This is a genomic window from Roseovarius faecimaris (assembly GCF_009762325.1).
GTDB classification, from domain to species: domain Bacteria; phylum Pseudomonadota; class Alphaproteobacteria; order Rhodobacterales; family Rhodobacteraceae; genus Roseovarius; species Roseovarius faecimaris.
Map to the genome: position 1 here is coordinate 2,975,431 of NZ_CP034348.1, position 19,779 is coordinate 2,995,209.

Consider the following 19,779-nt stretch of genomic DNA (forward strand, 5'->3'; position numbering starts at 1 on the left):
CTTTTCTGCTCGCCTGTATTGTCGCGTCAATCGACCTTATCCGCAAGCCAGTTGTGCAGCAAAAAATGCGCAATCGCCCCTTTGCGCGCGGGCAGAAGGCGGGGGTTGTCGCCGGTCCAGGCCTGCAAAAGCTCCTCGCGCGTGACCCAGATCGCCTCTTCGATCTCGCTCGGATCGATGACGATCTCCGTGTTCAGCGCCTCGCCCTGCGCACCCAGCATGAGCGAGCTTGGAAAGGCCCAGGGCTGGCTCGCCAGATAGCGCACCCGGCCTACCCGGATGCCCGCCTCCTCCCAGACCTCGCGGCGCACGGCCGCCTCCAGCGTCTCGCCCGGCTCGATGAACCCCGCAAGACAGGAATACATCCCCTCGGGCCAGCCATGCGACCGGCCCAGCAACGTGCGGTTGCCATGGGTGATCAGCATGATCACCACCGGGTCGGTTCGCGGAAAATGCTGCGCGTTGCAGGCCGGGCAGGACCGTTGCCAACCCGAAAGGATCATCTCGCTCTCGGCTCCGCATCTGGCGCAGAAACGGTGGCTTTCCTGCCAGCCCGCCAGCGCCTTGGCGGTGGCTGCCAGCTCCGCGTCACGCGGGGTCAGCCGGGTCATGATCCGGCGCAGCTCGGCAAAAACCGCATCCTCCAGGTCCGGGTGCCGCTGTTCGCTCTGGTCCACGAAGGCGCCAAGGCTCTCCGCCTCCGGCCCGGCCGGCTCCCAGCCGGATATGTCGGTGGCAAAGACCAGGATCCCGCTCTCCTCGCGTCCCAGCAGGATCGGCGGCAGGGTGGCATCGGCCAAAGCCGGATGCTCCAGCGGCAGCCGCACCAGCCTGTCCAGCTCCCCGGCACGGACCAGCGGCTTGCCGCGCCACAGCACGATCGTCCGGGTCAGCCCCTGACTGCGGGCATAGTCAATCGCCTGCGCATCGCCACGCAACTCCGCCACCCGGTCCAGCCCCGAGCCGCCAAAGGTCACCGTTTCCGCATGATCCATCTCTGCCCCTCCCTCAGCTCCATCAGGTGACATGAACCCCGGCAGGACACAAGCGCCCAAAGATGGTTGTAAAACTAACAATATACTCTACCATAAGGAGTGTTCCCCCGGATTTGCATGAGTGATGGGTGCAGGGATGGGCTGCCCTGCCGCGTCCAGACCCCTGCTCCGCCAATGACCGGCAAATCCCAACCGGCCGCGTTTACGAAAGGAAAACCGACAACTGTCAAACCCCCACATTCTCTCCCAAGCCAGGCCATCTCCGCCACAGGAGGGGGCGCGGATTGACCTGCGCCTGCTGCAAACGACAGATGTCCACGCCAATCTTCTCGATTACGACTATCACAGCGACCGCCCGGTGGAGCATTACGGGCTTGTGCGCACCGCCACGCTGATCCGGCGCGCGCGCGCAGAGGCCGCCAATTCTCTGCTCTTCGACAATGGCGACTTCCTGCAGGGCACGCCGCTGAGCGATATCGTGACACGGCGCTGCCGGGACTGGCAGAGTGCGCATCCGGTGATCGCCGCGATGAACGCGCTCGGCTATGACGCCGCCGGGCTCGGCAACCACGAATTCAACTTCGGGCTGGACGCTCTGCGCGCGTTTCTGGCACAGACCGCCTTTCCCCTGACCTGCGGCAATGCCCTGACCCATCTCGGCGACGATCCCGCCCAGGATCAGCACCTCCTGCCGCCCTACCTCCTGTTGCGCCGCAAGCTCTCCGACCGGACGGGCATCGCCCGGGATCTGACCATCGGCGTGCTTGGCCTCATTCCGCCGCAGGTGGCCGCCTGGGATCACTATCACCTTGCCGGGCGGCTCTGGCTGCGCGACATCCTTCAGACCGCGCGCCACATGGTGCCCCGGATGCGCGCCGCCGGTGCCGATCTGGTGATCGTTCTGGCCCATAGCGGGATCGAGCAGGGGCCGGACCGGCCAGGCATGGAAAACGCCGCCCTGCCGCTGTCGCGCCTGCCCGGTGTCGATGCGGTGCTCGCCGGGCACACCCATCAGGTCTATCCCCCCCGGCCCGCGCATGGCCCCACCGACGGCGCGGCACCCATCGTCATGGCCGGGTTCCGGGGCTCGCATCTGGGCGTGCTGGATCTCGCCCTTACCGCGCGCGACGGGCGCTGGCAGGTCACCGGCACCTCAAGCGAGGCGCGCCCGGTCGCCGCCCCCGACCCGGCCCCGCCCGATCCGGCGCTGTCAGAGCTGCTGCGCCCGGCGCATGGGGCCACGCTTCGGCTGATCCGGCATGAGCTTGGACAGACACGCCGCGCGCTGCACAGCTATTTCGCGCTCGTCGGCCAGTCGCGGGCCCTGCACCTGGTGAGCGAAGCCAAACGCGCCGCCGCGCTGGAGGTGCTGAAGGGGCAAACGGACCCGGCCCTGCCGATCCTGTCGGTCTCGACCAGTTACAAGACCGGCGGGCGCGGCGGGCCGCAATATTACTCGGACGTCGCCCCCGGTGCGCTGTTTCTGCGCCATGCGGCCGATCTTTATCCCTTTCCCAATGTGCTTTGTATCGCGCGCATCACGGGCGCCGAGCTGCGCGACTGGCTGGAACGGTCCGCATCGGTCTTTCAACAGATCACACCCGGCCCCATGCCACAGCCCCTGCATACCGGCGAGATGCCCGGCCATGCCTTCGACGTGATCACCGGGGTCACGTATGAGATCGACCTCTCTCGCCCGGCGCTCTATGACGCGCAGGGCAACCGCCGCGCGACCGGGCCGGGGCGGATCCGTCGGCTGACCCATGACGGCGCGCCGGTGACGGACGCCCAGCCCTTCCTGATCGTCACCAACAATTACCGCGCCAATGGCGGCGGCCCGTTCCGCCCTCTCGGCAAAGAGCAGATCCTCCACACGGGCGAGGTGCAGGTGGTCGACCTCCTGATCAGACATCTCAAGGCCGCCTCCCCGCTCGATCCGGTCGATGCCCCGAACTGGCGCTTTGCCCCGCTGCCCGGCGCCGAGGTGATCTTTGACACCGGCCCCGGCGTGCGCGCCTACCCCGAGGATATCGCCGCCCTGGGCGCGACCGACCTGGGCGATACCGACGCGGGCTTTGCCCGGTTCTCCCTGCGGCTCTGAACATGGCGGGGTGCTTGCGAATCCGCGCCCGCTCGCCTATATCGGCATTCGAGAGGTTGGCGCGGGCAGGCGCCTCGCCAACCCGGTCAGGTCCGGAAGGAAGCAGCCGTAACGAGCCCCGCTTGGGTCGTTGTCCAGCCTCTCACCTTTTCCCCTCCCGCCGATGATTCGCCTGTGCAAAGGTTTCGCGTTCGTTAACGGCTGACCGATTGTACAAAACAGGGGGTGATTTTGTACAAAACGTACAAAATTCAGCCCCGCAACGCCCAGGCCATCTGGCCCTCGGTTTCCACCGCGCAGGGCCGCACGGACCTGAGCCGCCGAAGCGCCTCTTTGGGGTCTTCGCCTGCCTCGATCATCATCCGCAAGGCGGCCATCCCCGAGCGCCCGCACCCGCCCTTGCAATGGATCAGCACCCGCCCCCCGCCCTGCAACGCGGCCAGCGCGCTGCGCGAGGTTTCATGCCACAGCTCTTCCTGCTCGGCCTCCGGTGTGCCGTAATCCGGCACCGGCAAATGCGCCCAGCGGGTGCCCGCATCCTGCAGATGCGGTCCGAGATTGGCCGCCTCATGCGCCGCCATCTCGGCTTCTGTCGTCAGGGACAGAACCAGCGCGGGCTTCCAGTCCTTGAGATGCGCCAGATCCTCCGCATACGCCCCGCCCCGCCCCGGCAGCGGCGCCAGAGCGAGGATCCCGCCTGCCACGGGAAGCGCATGGATCACAAACTCGCTCATCTCCCGGGTTCACAGTCTCTGTGCGCCGAACGTATCGCAGCTATTGGGATCGCCGGTCTCGAAACCGCGGGCAAACCAACGCTGGCGCTGCTCTGATGTTCCATGCGTAAATGTATGAGGTTGCGGCACTTTTCCGGCATTCCGCTGCAAGGTGTCATCGCCGATCTGACGTGCGGCATTCAGCGCCTCCTCCAGATCGCCCGGCTCCAGAAGATTGCCCACCTCCCGCGCCCAGACCCCGCTCAGGCAATCCGCCTGAAGCTCCAGCCGCACGGTGAGGGCATTGGCCTCCACCTGCCCAACGGCCTGACGGCGCTGGTTGACCTGGGGCAGGATGCCCAGCTCGTTCTGTACATGATGCGCGACCTCATGGGCGATCACATAGGCCGCGGCAAAATCCCCGCCCGCGCCAAGCTGCCGCTGCATCGTGGCAAAGAACGCGGTGTCGAGATAGGCCTTGCGGTCCGCCGGGCAGTAAAACGGCCCCGTCGCGCCCGAGGCCCCGCCACAGGGGCTTTGCGTGACGCCGGAATAGAGCACCAGAACGGGCGGGGCATAATTCTGGCCCAGCCGCTCGCGAAAGACGCCGGACCACACATCCTCCGTCGTGGCCAGCACCTTGCGCGTGAAGTCCGCCGCGCGTTCCTCCTCGGCGCTGATCTGGCGCGGGGCCCCGCCTTGCCCGCCCTGCCCCTGCAACAGCGGCGTCACATCGACCCCCGCGAAATACCCAAGCGCCAGAATGACCAGCAGACCGACGCCGCCAATTCCACCTGCCCTGCCGCCGCTCATCCGCCGCCTGTCTTCGACATTCCGACTGGAGCGTATACCTTTCAAGCGCATGTCATCCCCCGAGGTCTGATGCGTTACATGATAACAGCTTAGGCACAAAACCCTCGATTTTCCTAGAAATAAGGGGCTTGCCGCATGCTGCCCTTGCGTCACCCGCCACGGGGTCGCCGCCGGGCGGATGAGAAAGATGCGCGTTTGCCTGGCCGTTTCCGATGCAGGATGCGCGCGCGTTGCGGCGCCCGCGCTGTGCGATAGTGGCCCGCAGGTCATGGACCTTGCTCCGCCTGCGCTCTAACCTGATGCGCGTATGGCGAATCCGAAGGCTTCCGACATGAGTGACCCCCAAGACACCGGCTATCAGGTTCTGGCGCGCAAGTACCGGCCCGAGACCTTTGCCGATCTGGTCGGTCAGGAGGCCATGGTGCGCACGCTGAAAAACGCGTTTCAGGCGGACCGGATCGCGCAGGCCTTCATCATGACCGGCATTCGCGGCACCGGCAAAACCACCACCGCGCGCATCATCGCCAAGGGGATGAACTGCATCGGGCCGGATGGTCAGGGCGGCCCCACCACCGAGCCTTGTGGTCAGTGTGAGCATTGCACGGCCATCATGGAGGGCCGCCATGTCGACGTGATGGAGATGGACGCGGCCTCGCGTACCGGGGTCGGCGATATCCGAGAAATCATTGACTCCGTTCAATATCGCGCGGCCTCGGCGCGCTACAAGATCTACATTATCGACGAGGTGCATATGCTCAGCACCTCGGCGTTCAATGCTTTGCTGAAAACGCTCGAAGAGCCGCCCGCGCATGTGAAATTCATCTTCGCCACCACCGAAATCCGCAAGGTGCCGGTGACGGTGCTCTCGCGTTGTCAGCGCTTCGATCTGCGCCGGATCGAGCCGGAAGATCAAATCGCGCTCTTGCGCCGGATCGCCGATGCCGAAGGCGCGGAGATTTCCGAGGACGCTCTGGCGCTGATCACCCGCGCTGCCGAAGGCTCGGCCCGCGATGCCACCTCGCTTCTGGATCAGGCGATCAGCCACGGCGCGGGCGAAACCACGGCCGACCAGGTGCGCGCCATGCTGGGGCTGGCGGATCGCGGCCGGGTGATGGACCTCTTTGACCTGATCATGAAGGGCGAGGCCGCGGCGGCCCTGACCGAGCTCAGCACGCAATATGCCGATGGGGCGGACCCTCTGGCGGTGCTGCGCGATCTGGCGGAGATCACCCACTGGATTTCCGTGGTCAAGATCACCCCGGACGCCGCCGAAGACCCCACGATCAGCCCCGATGAGCGCGCACGCGGGCAACAGATGGCCGAGGCGCTGCCGATGCGGGCGCTGACGCGGATGTGGCAGATGCTGCTGACCTCGCTGGAAGAGGTGTCCTCAGCCCCCAATGCGATGATGGCCGCCGAAATGGCGGTGATCCGGCTGACCCATGTGGCCGATCTGCCCTCTCCGGAAGAGCTGGTGCGCAAACTGGGCGACATGCCTCCTGCGCCGATGCCGGGCGGAGGGGGCGGTTCTGGTCACGCAGCAGCCCCGCAAGGTGGGATGACCCGAGCGCAAGCCACGCACAGCACCCATTCCGGCCCTGGCCCCGACGGTCCCCGGATGAGTGCCGTACCTGCCGCCGAGCTGGAACAGGCGCTGGCGCGCTATCCGACATTCGACCATGTGATCGAGCTGATCCGCGCCAATCGCGATGTGAAGCTGCTGGTGGAGGTGGAAGGCTGCGTGCGGCTTGCGGCCTACAGGCCCGGACGGATCGAGTTTGTCCCCACCCCGGACGCGCCGCAAGACCTGGCGCAGCGGCTGGGCGGGGCCTTGCAGCGCTGGACCGGAAACCGCTGGGCGGTCAGCATCGTCAATGAAGGCGGGGGAGAGACCATCGCCGAAAAGCGCGATGCGGCGGAAAACGACCTGAAGGCACAGGCGGCGGCGCATCCTCTGGTGCAGGCGGTGCTGGCGCAGTTCCCGAAGGCGAGGATCACCCAGATCACCACCCCCGAAGAGCAGGCGGCCGAGGCCGAGGCCCAGGCGCTGCCGGAGGTGGACGAGGAATGGGATCCGTTCGAGGAAGATTGAGCAGGCGGGCCGGATGGCGGCGGGATGACCCCTGACCCAGCACAGGAATGTGCGGTACGCCGCCTTGTCCCTGACGCCAAGCCCCCGTATCTAGAGCTGAAGCAACGCGACAACCCCGGAGAGACACGACATGTTCAAAGGATTGGGCCAGATGGGCGATATGGCCAAGATGATGAAGGCCGCCCAGGAAATGCAGCAGAAGATGGCCGCCCTGCAGGAAGAGATGCGCACCCTGACCGTCGAGGGCCAATCGGGCGCGGGGCTGGTCAAGGCGACCTGCACCTGCAAGGGCGAGCTCAAGGGGCTGGACATCGACCCGTCGATCTTCAACGCCGATGACAAGGAAGTGGTGGAGGATCTGATCCTGGCCGCGATCAAGGACGCCCAGACCAAGGCGGACGCGCGCGCCAAGGAAGAAATGGGCAAGATCACCGAGGGCATGGGCCTGCCCAAGGACATGGACCTGCCGTTCTGAGCGTGATGCGTCTGGTCGCCTTTCTCGGTACTTTTTGTCCGCCCGGCGAGACGGGCATGGCACCCATGCTGCGCCGGGCGGGATATACCGTCGAGCGTATCCCCTTACCCGGAGACGCACCCGGATGAGCTCCACCCGCGAGATCGACGCCCTGATCGAGATGATGGCCAAGCTGCCGGGGCTTGGCCCGCGTTCGGCGCGGCGGGCGGTGCTGCACATGATCCGCAAGCGCGAGCTGTTGCTGACCCCACTGGCCGATCTCATTGAAAAGGTGGCCGTTTCGGCCCGCGAATGCCTCAATTGCGGCAATGTGGGTACGACGGATATTTGCGATATCTGCGCCTCGGAAAAGCGCGGCAATGGGCAGCTTTGCGTGGTCGAGGATGTGGCGGATCTTTGGGCGATGGAGCGCTCCGGGGCCTTCAAGGGACGCTATCATGTCCTCGGCGGCACGCTTTCGGCGCTGGATCAGATCGGGCCGGAGCAGCTGCGCATTCCCAAGTTGATCGACCGGGTCACGTCGGAGGACATCACGGAAGTGATCCTTGCGCTCAATGCCACGGTCGATGGTCAGACCACGGCGCATTACATCGCCGATCAGCTTGACGACACGGTGACGCTGACCTCGCTCGCGCAGGGCGTACCGATCGGTGGCGAGCTCGATTACCTCGACGATGGCACGATCAGCGCCGCCCTGAACGCCCGCAAGAACATCTGACAGGCCGGTACAACCGGCCAATTGCGGCGAAATCTTCGAAATTTTGCCACAAATTGTCAGTTTTCCGGCACGGTCTTGCCGGTTTACGCCTCTAGGGGTGCAGTGTCGTGACCAAGTGATGAAAGGAAACGCGCCATGAATACCTCTATCATTGTCGTGCTGATTGTGATCTTTGGGGCTGCCCTTGTGGGCAAGATGCTCAAGGATATTTATCCCGGGTCGATGTCCAACCTGTTCCGCAAGGAGACGGATAAGACACCCACCGCCGAGTGAGTTTGCAGCCGGAGTCGGCCGCCTCAACCGGGCGGTCGGCTTCGGATTGCGCCCTGACAGCAGCCCAGCAAAAAGCCCGGCACATTCGGACCGGGCTTTTCTGTGTTAGCGGATATGCGGTAATCCAAGCGGCTCAGGGCTGCTCGTCATCATCGTCATCGCTATCGCCGGGCAGGTTGAAGAAGCTGTCGGCGTCGATCTTGTCGTCCGAGCGGTCATCCTCGTCATCATCGTCCCCGCCCAGGCTGAACGTCTCCAGACCTTCGATCGCGGTCGGAATTTTCGGCTCTGTCTCCATGCCAAGGCTCTGCTCGGTGCTCAGCAGTTTGCGGCGCTCGTCATCATCCATCGGCACCCCTTCCTTGGCGCGTTTGGCGGCGGCCTTTTGCACGGCGGCATCAAGCTCGGTCTGCTTGCACAGTCCCAGCGCCACCGGGTCGATGGGCTGCATGTTGGAGATGTTCCAATGCGTGCGCTCGCGGATCGACTGGATGGTCGGTTTGGTGGTGCCGACCAGCTTGGCAATCTGGCTGTCGGCCAGTTCCGGGTGAAACTTCACCAGCCACAGGATCGCGTTGGGCCGGTCCTGACGCTTGGACAGCGGCGTGTAACGCGGGCCGCGGCGCTTTTCCTCGCCCACGGCAGCGGCGTTGAACTTCAGCTTGAGCTTGTGCAGCGGATCGCTCTCGGCGGCGTCGATTTCATCCTGGGTAAGCTGGTTGTTGGCAATCGGATCAAACCCTTTCACCCCGGCGGCCACATCGCCATCGGCAATGCCCTGGATCTCCAGCTCGTGCATGCCAACGAAATCGGCGATCTGCTTGAAGCTGATCGTGGTGTTGTCCACCAGCCAGACGGCTGTGGCCTTGGCCATGAGCGGTTTTGCCATGTCGCGTCTCCTTTGCGCATATCTTTCCCGTCGCCTGGAAGGGCGGTCCCGGGGCCGGGACGGGTTTCCGTTGTCGGGGAACTTGGGCGGTATATACTCAGGCGCGGTGCAAATTGGAAGGCCAAAGAATGCGGGTGTTTCTGTTTATTATTCTGCTCCCCTTGGCGGCATGGGCCGAAGGCGACCGGGCGGGCGAGTTTGACTATTACGTGCTAAGCTTAAGCTGGTCGCCGACCTGGTGCGCCCTGGAAGGCGATGCGCGCAACTCGCCGCAATGCGACGCGCGGGCCGATTTCGGCTGGGTCATGCACGGGCTCTGGCCGCAATATCATCGCGGCTGGCCGGATTACTGTCCAAGTGTGGAGCGCCCGCCCTCCCGTGCCATGACCCGCGACATGGCCGATATCATGGGCTCCAGTGGCCTCGCCTGGTACCAGTGGAAAAAACACGGCGTCTGCAGCGGGCTGTCGGCACCCGATTATTACGCTCTCGCGCGTGAGGCCTATGAACGCGTGAACCGCCCTGAGGTGTTTCGCAAATTGCAGGACCCGGTCAAGCTGCCCGCGCGGGTGGTGGAAGAGGCGTTTCTGAAGGCCAATCCGGGCTGGGAGCCGGACATGCTGACCATCACCTGCCGCGACGGACGCATCGAGGAAGCGCGGCTGTGCCTGTCAAAAGATCTGGAACCGGTGCCTTGCGGTCGCGATGTGGTCAATGACTGCAGCCTGCCCTCGGCCCTGTTCGATCCGATCCGCTGATTCCAGCCGATTCTGTGCCAGATGAGGCAGAATTGTGGCAATTCACGAACCTGATCATGGCGAAGAGAGGACAGGGCGATCCTGAATTGCGGCAAGCGTTTCCAGACTGGAAACAGTGACGCATCGAAAAGATCATTTATGACGCAAACGCGGCAAAATTCCCCCCTCATTGCGCGTCCCGAAACAATTTGTTGCTGGAAAAACAGGCCAAATTTAGGCAAAATCCTGCTAGTTTCAACGAACAAGCGCTGGTGGAGCGACCTGTTGTTCTGATCCCTGCGGTGATGCGTGTGCGGCGACGCACCGGTCACGTCACCGAGTAATTTCATGCGGACCGCCAATCCGCAGATGTTTTCAAAGAGACCAGGACAGAGCGCGTCAGACCTCAGCAATCGTTTGTGTAATGGTAACCAAGTTGCTGGGGGGCAACGATGAAGGATAATGTGTTTGACGATGCGACGTTTGAAACAATCTCTGCGTTCACGCCGGGAGGATCTCGGAACCTGGCTCAGCCTGTTCTGGCAACCGCCGGCCCTGCAACCGGTTCTTCTGGTGCAACGGTGCACCTGCCCGCGCTCGGCTGGGCCGTGGACGAAGACGAGCGGCCAAAACCAGGCGTCTATCGCCAGGCGGGCAAGCGGATCGCGGACATACTCTTCGTTCTGATGGCCCTGCCGATGATCCTGCCGGTGGTCGCGTTCTGCGCGCTGGCACTCTGGATCGAAGGCGGCAACCCGTTTTATCGTCAGGATCGCCTGGGCGCGGGCGGCAAGGTCTTTCGGATCTGGAAGCTGCGCACCATGTGCCGCGATGCCGACACGATGCTGAAAAGCTATCTGGCAGCCGACCCGGCCCTGCGCGAAGAATGGGACCGGACGCAAAAGCTGAAGAATGATCCGCGCATCACCCGCGTAGGGAACTTCCTGCGCAAGATCTCGCTGGATGAGCTGCCGCAGTTTTTCAACGTGCTGCGCGGCGAGATGAGCGTTGTCGGGCCGCGCCCGATGATGCCCGAGCAACTGCCGCTTTATGACAACCCCGCGCCCTATTTCGACATGCGCCCCGGGATCACCGGCGAATGGCAGGTCTCGGACCGCAACGAAAGCAGCTTTCAACACCGGTCAACGGTCGATGCGCGGTATTACGCACAGCTTTCCTTCCTGGTGGATCTGCGGATCCTGTTCCAGACCTTCGGCGTGGTTCTGCGCCGGACGGGATACTGAGCCCCGCACGAGTTGCCGCAACCTGAGAGGCCTGATATGAACATGTGCTACCCTCTGCCGACGTCCTCGAAACCGGCCCTTGCCGGTCGCGCAGCGTCGGATCGTGGGCATCCTCAGGCTTTGAGTGACGAGGCAGGTGCCATGCCGTCTGGGAATATGCTGATCGAGAGCGGCCACGACAGTGGCGATGCCTGGGATATGCTGCCGCTTGTGCTGCCCGATGTGCAGGCGCATGCCACCTCCGGCGCGCCTCTGGTGGATTATCACCGCGATCATCCGGCCTCCAAGGCGTTCGATCTGCTGCGGACCCGCCTGGTGCAGGCCCTGCGCAAGAACAACTGGACACGCATCGCCGTTGTCGCCCCGACCTCGAGCTGCGGCGCCACCTTCACGGCGGTCAACCTTGCCCTCAGCCTCGCGCGGGTGCCCGGCTCCCGTTCGGTTCTGGTGGACCTCGATCAGCGCAAGCCCGGCGTGGCTCAGGCGCTGGCGCTCGATGGCGACTGGCCGATCAGCGACTTCCTGTCCGGGCGCCGCCTGATGGAAGAGCATATGGTGCGCCTGTCGGACACGCTCGCGCTGGCGCTCAACAGCGAGGTGAACCAGAACGCCTCGGAGCAGTTGCACGACCAGGTGACCGCCGCGGTGCTCGAAGACGCCGAGGCCGATCTGAACCCCGACGTGGTGCTCTACGACATGCCCGCGATGCTGGAATATGACGATCTGGCCGCCTTCCTGCCCGAACTGGACGGCGTGCTTCTCGTGTCCGACGGCACCCAGACGACCAAGGCCCAGATCGAGGAATGCGAGCGTATCCTCGACGGTCAGGCGCCGCTTCTGGGCGTGGTGCTCAACCGTGGGCGCGATGCCGCGCAGTAAGCGGACGGGCCTGCAAAACAAGCTGCATTTGCCATAGTTTTGCCGGGTTCCTATGTCACAAAGCCCGCAAGGCAGGATCAACGCCCGGACCAATACCGGGCTTTTCGAATGAAATGAAACAGGCGCGCAGGTGGAACAGCTCCCTTCCCTTGACGATCTGATCGACATGATCAAACGGCGGTTCAATGTGATTGCCGCTGTCACGATTCTGGGCACTGTCGGGGCGCTGTTCTATGCTCTCAGCCAGACCCATCTTTACCAAAGCTCCGAAGTGATCCAGGTCGCCCGCCCCAAGATCGACGGGGACCTCGCCCGCACCACGGTTGATGGCTCCTCCGCCCGGCGCCTGCAGCTTATTGAACAACAGTTGATGACGCGCGGCACGATCCTCGACATTGCCGACAAATACGCGCTTTTGGCCGATGCACCCGATATGCGCCCTTCGGAGCGCGTCAGCCGCGTGCGGGATTCCGTGACCATTCAGGGCGTCGCGGCCGCGCGTGAAGGGTTCACCGACGACGGGACCGTTTCGGTGCTGACCATCACAGCCACCTTCGACAGCCCCGAGAAAGCGCAGAACGTCGCACATGAATTCGCGCAGCGCACCATCGCGCTCAGTGCCGCCTCGCGCATCGAGCAGGCCCGCGAAACGCTGGCCTTCTTTTCCGGCGAAGAACTGAAGCTGCAACGCGAACTGGCGCAGCTCGATCAGGAAGTGGCCGATTACCGCCGCCAGAATGAGCTGACGCTGGAAGGTGGGCTGGAATTTCGTCAGACCCAGATCGCCTCGCTCAGCGACGCGGTGCTCGGGATCGAGCGCGAACGTATCACGCTGGAGCAGGAGCTGGCACAGCTTGACCAGACACAGCGCGCCAGCACCCTGGAGCGCCAAACCCGAGAGATCGAGGCACAGCTCAAGATCCTGGCCGATCAGGAAGCCTTGCTCAGGGCCCGGATCGAAACGCTCTCGCAGGCGCTGGACACCAGCCCGCAGGTGCAGCGCGATCTTGATGCGTTCGAGCGCCGCCGCGAGAAGCTACAGGGCGAGCTTGACGTGATTTCAACCCGCCGGGCCGAGGCCGAGGTGGGATTCAAGCTGGAAGAACAGAACCAGGCCGAGCGTCTCACGGTGATCGAAGAGGCGGCCTATCCCGACTATCCGATCACCCGCAGCCGCAAGAGCATCGCGGTCATGGGCAGCATCGCCAGCCTGATCCTGGGCTTCGGCATCGCCTATCTTCTGGAGCTGCGGCATCCGGTGATCCGCACGGCGCAACAGATGCAATCGCGGGTCGGCATCACGCCGGTCGTCACCGTGCCCTCGCTGGAGCCGACACGGCGCAAACGCAAGATGCTGGCCAAGACCAGGATTGCCCTCGCAGGCTATATCCATGACGCCCGCAACCGACAGACCCTCCGCGACAGGAAAAAGAGCTGAGCCCGCTCTGACAGGACGAACCGCCGGGGCGTGCCGCTGCGGCCCGCAGATGGTGGCACATCAGGGTATCGAAAGACGCGTCAAAGCGTGGCGAGCGCCGCAATGCTGTCCCAATGCAGCCAGAGCGCAAGCCCGATAAGCCCGGCGGATGCCACCGCCGCCGCCAGATCATGCCGCGCGTCCCAGGCCCCGTGCACCCGCGCCAGCCAGATCAGCACCGGATGCACCACCAGCACCGACAAGCCCAGCCCGGTGATTGCGCCGACAAGTCCGAACTGGGTGATCCCGATCAGCAACGCCAGCACCTGCACCACCGCCCGGCTACCGGAAAAGACGAAGAAGCGCCGCGAATCCCCTGCCGCCAGCGCCGCCTGATCATAGGTCATCCCGATCGCCTGCGGGATCAGGGCGCAGGCGATCAGCACCACGATCCCGCCCGCCTGAATATAGCGGTCGTCATATAACAGCCCGACCAGCGACGGCCCCGCCAAGGCCATCAGCGCCAGCAGCCCGATCACGCCCGCGCTGATCACTGCGTGCATCTTGGCAAGCTTGGCCGCATTCTGCGGCGAAGCGGACGGGGGCGCATCACGATAGACCGGGATCATCACCCGCTGGTTCACCGCATGCCCCAGAAGCAGCGGGAAGGAGGCCAGGAAATAGCCGATATTATAAATACCCAGGCTGTCGAGCGACAGGAACTTGCCAAGGATCGCCTTGTCGCCCTGAGAGCTGACAAACCAGAAAGCGGTGCTGAGGAAGATCCATTTGCCGAAGGTGATCAGCTCTTTTGCGGCGGTTTTTTCCCAACGGAAGCGATTGGCGTCACCGGGCAAGTAGAGATGCGTCAGCGCCAGCTTGGCGGCGGCGCCGATCACGCCGCCAATGACCAGCGCGATCACCGATTGCGTGATCCATGCCAGTACGACCATCGAGGCGATGCCAATGAACTGGCTGATCAGGTCAAGCACCGTCAGCCGGCCCACCAGCAGATGCCGGTGCGCGGTTTCGATCCGGGTCGGGTTGAACCCCGCCAGAGCCAGCGAAATACCGGCGATGGGCAGGTACAGCGCCAGCTCGGGTGCTGCGTAGAACTGCGCCATCGGCCAGGCCAGCGCACAGGCCCCCGCCCAGAGCGCAAAGCCCCGGAGTACCTGAATTGTCCAGGCGGTATTGAGAAACTCCGGGTCGTCGCCGCGTTTGTTCTGCGCAATCGCAGGGCCGATGCCCACATCCGAGAACATCATCAGCCCCACCGTCACCACGCTGACCAACGCCATCAGGCCGAAGGCTTCGGGAAACAGCAGCCGCGCGAGGATGAGGTTGGAGACCAGCCGCAGGAATTGAGAGCCGCCATAGCCCAGCACCAGCCAGCTTGAACTGCGCAGCACCCGCGCCAGAAGGCGGTTGCCCTGAAACGCTGAGATCAGGTTGCGCATGGCGGGGCCTTTGGCTGGATCGGGTTCGCCGCAGAGCCTAGGAGCACAACACGCGCCGGTCAACGCCGGGCACGGAACGCCTTCGATTTCTTCAGGTTTTTCGCTGCAATGTCACAGGTTTGGCCGACAATCCGGTGGTTTTGCGGCCACTGTCGCGCATTCGTCGCCAACCCCGCTTTGCGCTGCCTCAGGAACGCGCTACCAAGGGGAAACACCCACGCAAGGGCCGCATCCCGTGACCGTCGCCTATATCCTCAACACCTATCCTCAGCCCTCGCACAGCTTCATCCGGCGCGAGGTGACCGCGCTGGAGGCGCAAGGCACCCCGATCACCCGTATCGCCATGCGCAGGCCAACCATGCCGCTGGTGGATCCGGCGGACAAGGCCGAGGAAGACAAGACGCAATATGTGCTCGAGGCCGGGGCGGTCTCACTGGCCCGGGCCGTGCTCAGGGTGGCGCTCACGCGCCCGGCGGGTCTGGCCAGGGCGCTGCGCTGCGCCTGGCGGATGGGTGCGGCTTCAGAGGTCGGGCGTCTGCGGCATCTGATTTATCTGGCCGAGGCCTGCGATGTGGCCGCGCGCTGTGCCGGGGCCGGGGTGCGGCACATGCATGCGCATTTCGGCACCAACAGCGCCACCGTGGCGATGCTGACTCATCTGCTCGGCGGGCCCGGCTTCAGCTTCACGGTGCATGGCCCCGAAGAGTTCGACGCCCCCCGCGCGCTGCATCTGGGCGAGAAGATGCGCCAGGCCGCCTTCACCGTCGCGATCAGCCAGTTCGGCCGCAGCCAGCTGAGCCGCTGGGTGGAGGCCGAACACTGGCCCCGCCTGAACGTGGTGCATTGCGGCATCGAGCCCGCGAAATTCCTTGATCCCGATCCGGTGCCCGAAGGCCCGCCAAAGCTGGTCTCCATCGGTCGGTTTTCCGAGCAGAAAGGCCAGCTTGTGCTGATCGACGCCATGGCCGGGATCGTGGACCGGCACCGCGAGGCGCATCTGACCCTGATCGGCGACGGCGAAATGCGCCCCGAGATCGAGGCGGCGATTGCCCGGCATGGCCTGCAGGATCATATCACCCTGACCGGCTGGCTTGCCGAAGCAGAGGTGCGCGCGGAACTGGCTAGGGCGCAGGCGCTTGTCATGCCAAGCTTTGCCGAGGGTCTGCCGATGGTGATCATGGAGGCCATGGCGGCCGGTCGACCGGTCATCGCCACCTATATCGCGGGCATACCCGAACTGGTGCAGGACGGGCGCACCGGCTGGCTCGCTCCGGCGGGGGATGCGGACGCGCTGGTGGCCGCGGTGGACAAGCTTTCCGGGACCGACCCCCACACCCTGACCGATATGGGCCATCTGGGCCGCCTGCGTGCGCTGGCGCGCCATGACATCAATCGAGAGGCCGCCAAACTCGCCCGTCACTTCGCCGACAGCCTGTCGCCATAGGGTGCCGTGGTTCTGGCGGCGTCAGCCGACAGGTTCACGCACCTTTATCGCCCGCGCTCCCATCTCTGGGAGTTTTCGAACACAGGCAGCTTCACCGCCAGTTTCACCGCCAGATACACCGCGAACCCGACCGGGTCGCGCAGCGCAAGCGGCAACAGCACCCCCAGCCCGGGCCGCGCCACGTCTTCGTTGCGCAAAAGAGCGGGGTACCGCGCGGCAATCTCGGCCACGCCCGCATCCTGCCGTCTGCGCACGCGCACCAAATTGCGCAGCCCCTCCACCATCGGCCAGCTATAGGGGGCAGAGACGCGCACGCGCTCTTCGGGCGCGAATTGCAGCCGCACGAAATGATCGTCGGCGATGATATCGGGGAAGTCCTGCCACCGTGCCCGGCCTGCTGCGTTCACGGCAAAAAGGCCAAAGCCCGGCACGCCCCGGGTGACGAACGGCAAACGCTGCCAGATACGTGCATAGGCCCGGGTAACGCCCGATCGCGCGGCGCTCACCACCGGGCTGCCGGAGGCATAGCGCGGCTGGTCCGTGTCCAGCGCCGCGACGATCTCGGAAAGAAGCCGCGGCGAGACGATCACATCCGCATCGAGATAGGCCCGTATCGTCCCGCGTGCGGCCGCATCGCCCTGGTTCAGCGCGTTGAGCTTGCCAGGGGTGGCCGTGTCGATCACCGTCATCGCCCACCCGGCCGCCTGCGCCCGGCTTTCGAGCCGTCTTGCCACCTCGGCGGTCTCATCCGTGCAGGCATTGGCCACGACGATCAGCTCCGCCCGGACATCGGCAGAGGCCAGCACCGCCTCGAGGCACGCACCGATATAAGCCGCCTCGTTATGGGCGGGCAGGATCACGCTCAGGAAAGGCGCGCCACTCATTCCGCGGCCCGATCAGCCAGGGCGCGCCAGCGCGGATTGTCGTCACTGAGCCAGCGGCGGCTCCCCCAGCTGCCCCATTTGCTGGGCGCATAGACGTCATTATAGGCAACAAACGCCCCGCCGCCCAACGCCGCCCATCCTTCCAGCAGCTGCGCGTAAAGGGCCGCCATCTCGGGCGTATAGTTGAAGGCCATGAAAAAATCGGTCAGCGCGTCGTCATCCACCATCGGCCCGATCCCGACAACATGGCTGCCGCCCTCATAGATCACCATCTCAAGCCCGTAGCCCTCGGCAATGGCCGCATGATAGGGCAGCACGCGGGTCATCAGGTCGCTCACCGTGTCGAGCGCATCGCCGCTCACCGACCCGTCACGCAGCTCGGCCCCGGCCCGGGCATGCGCCGCGTCATACCGATGCGCCTCCACATAGGCCGCCCGCGCCTCGCCGCTGAGGCCCTGTGCCTCTGCGTCGGCTTCCGCCGCCGCCCGGCTTTCCTCGATCCAGCCACGCACCATCGGCGCGCGCTCTTCCACCCCAAGGATACCGCCGAAATACCCGGTGACCGCATAGGCATCGAAGTAGATCCAGGGCGGGTTGCCGGGGCTGGTTTCCTCGGCCACCCAGAGCGGGGCTTCGAGGATCAGCTCTTCCAGTCCGAGCCAGCCTGTCTGGGACGAGATCACGTTCTTGAGCGCCGCACCACCTTCGGAGGCGTCGAAAACCTCTGACAGTATCGCCGCCAGCTGAGCCGCGCGCATACCGTAGAATTGCGGCCCGGTATCGGGTTGCCCCCACCGTGCTTCGCCCTGCGCATTGGCCCAGGCGGTTTGCTCGAACTGCCAGTTCCAGACCTCGTTGGAATATTCGGCATAAAGCGTCTGCCCCTCGGGCAGAGCATCATCCATCAGCGCCGCGAAGTTGCGCGCATAGCCGTCCGTTGCCAGATGCGGCAGGGTGAACCACCCGTCCGCCCCGGTTTCGCGCAGCAGGGCGATCATGATCTCCAGCGGCACGCCATTGCGCGCATAGGTGTAATCGGGCGGCAAGGGCCGGTCCTGCCAGTCCGACACGCGGGCATTATTCGTGGCCATCCAGTCCATGAAGCGGTAGAGCGCAAAATCGTCGATCAGGGCAATCCAGTCGGGGTTGAAGATCTGCCCCGCCTCAAAGGCCGCACGATGGTCCTCTTTCACCACGGTGATGCCCCGCACGTAATCCTCGGGGTTCGAGCGCTGGATCCGGATCTCCACCGGCCCCGGGCCGGGCGTGTAGTCAAACAGGACATCGCCCCTGGCATAGCGCACATTTCTGGCGATGCCGCCCACCTCGACGATCCCGTCCCCTTCGAAACGCAGCCGGTAGGTGCCCGCAAGCGACCGCGCCTCTGCGGGGATATCCGTCAAAATCAGCGTGCCCACCGTGCCAAGTTCCCGCGGGAGCCGCCGGGGCCAGCCATACTGATCGAGATACCCCCCTTCGATCAGTTCGGCCTCACCCGCACCGCCCCATTGACCGGCGCGGTGCACGATCCAGGGCCGCGCGGTTTTCATAACGTCGATAAACGGCTGTTGCGTGGACCAGTCGGTGATCGGCGCAAGGTTGAGCCCCACCGGCGCGCCGGGCGCATCCCCGGCCCAGGCCAGCGGCGCTGAAAGCAAGGCAAGCAGGGGCAGGCAAAATAAGCGGATCATGGGCCGACCCCGGTCAGTGGCGTATCGCGCACCACCTGCCAGACAATGCGCTGCATCAGGCGTGCGGCCTCTTCGGTAGGAGCCTCGGCAGGTGTCCCGTCGGCACGCATCAGCGCATGGGGCAACCCCTCGGGCGAGCGGTGATAGAGCACTGCATAATGCGTCAGCGCCACGAGATAGGCCCCAAGATCATTGATGTGAATCGGGTCCAGCGCCCCTTCGGACGTCCGGGCAAAAAGGCTCTCGCGGGTGTCGATATTTCCAATGCCGCCCTTTGCCTCGACCGCGCGCACAAACGCCGCCATGACCTGCCCTGCCGGGATCACCCGCACCGGCCGGACGCCCTGATTTGCCCGAAGATCGGGGCCAAGCACACGACCGACCCAAAGCGCATCGAGATCCGCATCGAGCCGCTCGAGCCAGCCATCGGGATCATCCAGACGGTGCCAGCTTTCATAGAGATAGATCCGCGTGTCCGGACCCGCGCCGCGCACAAGATCGGCCCAGCGGGCAAGGTGCCCGGCGCTGTCGTGATATTTGATCGCATCGCGCAGCTCGACCATTTCGGTCAGCACCACGGCGTCATAATCGCCCGAGCCGATGGCCGCCCGCGCGTCGCGATAACGCGGATGGTCATTTTCGGCTTCGAACCCGTTGATCGCCGCGCCGCCCTGCCAATGCTCCTTGAGCGAGGTGCCCCAGCCAAGCTGGCTTTCATACCGGTGCCCCGCCCCCGCAAGCTGGGCCAGCATCGCGGGCATGTCGCGGCCGACAAGCGAATGGCCCAGGTGAAACACCGCCAGCGGCCCCTCCGGCGCGGGCAGGGGCACGTCATAGGCGGCACGCAAAAGCGCGGGATCGGGTTTGCGCGGCTCCAGCAGCGGGCGCAGAAACGGAATGGCGGCCAGCACGACCAGAGGCAGCAACAACAAGGCGCGCATCGGGAGCAGGCTC

18 protein-coding genes and 1 other RNA gene are annotated in these 19,779 nt (G+C 64.8%); 11 read left to right on the top strand and 8 right to left on the bottom strand.

Features of this window, described 5'->3' with window-relative positions:
* Nucleotides 1-26: 26 nt before the first annotated feature.
* The gene (gene nudC / locus EI983_RS15005) at nt 27-995 is read right to left on the bottom strand and encodes an NAD(+) diphosphatase (protein WP_157708174.1); all 969 of its coding nucleotides are present in this window, start codon (nt 993-995) and stop codon (nt 27-29) included.
* Nucleotides 996-1,293: 298 nt separating this feature from the next.
* On the opposite strand from nudC, the gene EI983_RS15010 reads away from it, so the two are divergent.
* Both EI983_RS15010 and ffs read left to right on the top strand, forming a co-directional pair.
* Nucleotides 1,294-3,096 carry a bifunctional 2',3'-cyclic-nucleotide 2'-phosphodiesterase/3'-nucleotidase gene (locus EI983_RS15010; RefSeq protein ID WP_246162425.1) on the top strand — a complete coding sequence of 601 codons (1,803 nt, stop codon included), beginning with the start codon at nt 1,294-1,296 and terminating at the stop codon, nt 3,094-3,096.
* A 50-nt stretch (nt 3,097-3,146) separates the two neighbouring features.
* Nucleotides 3,147-3,243, top strand: an RNA gene (gene ffs, locus EI983_RS15015) — signal recognition particle sRNA small type.
* Nucleotides 3,244-3,347: 104 nt separating this feature from the next.
* Here the strand turns inward: ffs and EI983_RS15020 are convergent.
* Nucleotides 3,348-3,830: a protein-tyrosine phosphatase family protein gene (locus EI983_RS15020; protein WP_157708175.1), complete on the bottom strand. Its 483-nt coding sequence runs from the start codon at nt 3,828-3,830 to the stop codon at nt 3,348-3,350.
* A 9-nt stretch (nt 3,831-3,839) separates the two neighbouring features.
* The gene (gene ypfJ, locus EI983_RS15025; protein WP_157708176.1) at nt 3,840-4,673 is read right to left on the bottom strand and encodes a KPN_02809 family neutral zinc metallopeptidase; all 834 of its coding nucleotides are present in this window, start codon (nt 4,671-4,673) and stop codon (nt 3,840-3,842) included.
* A gap of 280 nt (nt 4,674-4,953) precedes the next feature.
* Between ypfJ and EI983_RS15030 the strand changes: the two genes are divergently transcribed.
* The 4 genes from EI983_RS15030 to EI983_RS15045 all read left to right on the top strand — a co-directional run bounded on the left by EI983_RS15030 (nt 4,954) and on the right by EI983_RS15045 (nt 8,180).
* Nucleotides 4,954-6,714: a DNA polymerase III subunit gamma/tau gene (locus EI983_RS15030; RefSeq protein WP_246162199.1), complete on the top strand. Its 1,761-nt coding sequence runs from the start codon at nt 4,954-4,956 to the stop codon at nt 6,712-6,714.
* 130 nt (nt 6,715-6,844) lie between these two features.
* Nucleotides 6,845-7,189 carry a YbaB/EbfC family nucleoid-associated protein gene (locus EI983_RS15035; protein WP_157708178.1) on the top strand — a complete coding sequence of 115 codons (345 nt, stop codon included), beginning with the start codon at nt 6,845-6,847 and terminating at the stop codon, nt 7,187-7,189.
* Between the two features lie 124 nt (nt 7,190-7,313).
* A complete protein-coding gene (gene recR / locus EI983_RS15040) occupies nt 7,314-7,907 on the top strand; it encodes a recombination mediator RecR (RefSeq protein WP_157708179.1) in 594 nt (197 codons plus the stop codon).
* Nucleotides 7,908-8,042: 135 nt separating this feature from the next.
* Nucleotides 8,043-8,180 carry a hypothetical protein gene (locus tag EI983_RS15045; RefSeq protein WP_157708180.1) on the top strand — a complete coding sequence of 46 codons (138 nt, stop codon included), beginning with the start codon at nt 8,043-8,045 and terminating at the stop codon, nt 8,178-8,180.
* Nucleotides 8,181-8,313: 133 nt separating this feature from the next.
* Here EI983_RS15045 and EI983_RS15050 read toward each other — a convergent pair whose 3' ends face one another.
* Entirely contained in the window at nt 8,314-9,069 is a 756-nt protein-coding gene (locus EI983_RS15050; protein ID WP_157708181.1) for a DUF1013 domain-containing protein, read from the bottom strand.
* Nucleotides 9,070-9,197: 128 nt separating this feature from the next.
* Between EI983_RS15050 and EI983_RS15055 the strand changes: the two genes are divergently transcribed.
* The 4 genes from EI983_RS15055 (at nt 9,198) to EI983_RS15070 (ending at nt 13,367) form a co-directional block, all read left to right on the top strand.
* Nucleotides 9,198-9,827 (top strand): ribonuclease T2 family protein, encoded by a 630-nt coding sequence (locus tag EI983_RS15055; RefSeq protein WP_157708182.1) that lies wholly within the window; start codon nt 9,198-9,200, stop codon nt 9,825-9,827.
* A 560-nt stretch (nt 9,828-10,387) separates the two neighbouring features.
* Nucleotides 10,388-11,050, top strand: a complete 663-nt coding sequence (locus tag EI983_RS15060) for a sugar transferase (protein WP_246162200.1) — start codon at nt 10,388-10,390, stop codon at nt 11,048-11,050.
* Between the two features lie 141 nt (nt 11,051-11,191).
* Entirely contained in the window at nt 11,192-11,929 is a 738-nt protein-coding gene (locus EI983_RS15065; RefSeq protein WP_198389311.1) for a CpsD/CapB family tyrosine-protein kinase, read from the top strand.
* Nucleotides 11,930-12,059: 130 nt separating this feature from the next.
* Nucleotides 12,060-13,367, top strand: coding sequence for a GumC family protein (locus EI983_RS15070; protein ID WP_157708185.1), 1,308 nt, complete (start codon nt 12,060-12,062; stop codon nt 13,365-13,367).
* A gap of 80 nt (nt 13,368-13,447) precedes the next feature.
* On the opposite strand, the gene EI983_RS15075 is transcribed toward EI983_RS15070, so the two are convergent.
* Nucleotides 13,448-14,806, bottom strand: coding sequence for an oligosaccharide flippase family protein (locus tag EI983_RS15075; RefSeq protein WP_157708186.1), 1,359 nt, complete (start codon nt 14,804-14,806; stop codon nt 13,448-13,450).
* A 235-nt stretch (nt 14,807-15,041) separates the two neighbouring features.
* On the opposite strand from EI983_RS15075, the gene EI983_RS15080 reads away from it, so the two are divergent.
* Nucleotides 15,042-16,250: a glycosyltransferase family 4 protein gene (locus EI983_RS15080; protein ID WP_157708187.1), complete on the top strand. Its 1,209-nt coding sequence runs from the start codon at nt 15,042-15,044 to the stop codon at nt 16,248-16,250.
* Nucleotides 16,251-16,294: 44 nt separating this feature from the next.
* On the opposite strand, the gene EI983_RS15085 is transcribed toward EI983_RS15080, so the two are convergent.
* From EI983_RS15085 to EI983_RS19265, 3 genes are read right to left on the bottom strand one after another with little or no spacing between them, the layout of a single operon-like run.
* Nucleotides 16,295-17,134, bottom strand: coding sequence for a glycosyltransferase family 2 protein (locus EI983_RS15085; RefSeq protein WP_157708188.1), 840 nt, complete (start codon nt 17,132-17,134; stop codon nt 16,295-16,297).
* On the bottom strand, nt 17,131-18,825 hold the full coding sequence (locus tag EI983_RS15090) for a hypothetical protein (RefSeq protein ID WP_198389312.1): 1,695 nt from the start codon (nt 18,823-18,825) through the stop codon (nt 17,131-17,133). The genes EI983_RS15085 and EI983_RS15090 overlap by 4 nt, the downstream gene beginning before the upstream one ends.
* On the bottom strand, nt 18,822-19,766 hold the full coding sequence (locus EI983_RS19265; RefSeq protein WP_198389313.1) for a hypothetical protein: 945 nt from the start codon (nt 19,764-19,766) through the stop codon (nt 18,822-18,824). The genes EI983_RS15090 and EI983_RS19265 overlap by 4 nt, the downstream gene beginning before the upstream one ends.
* Nucleotides 19,767-19,779 lie beyond the last annotated feature (13 nt).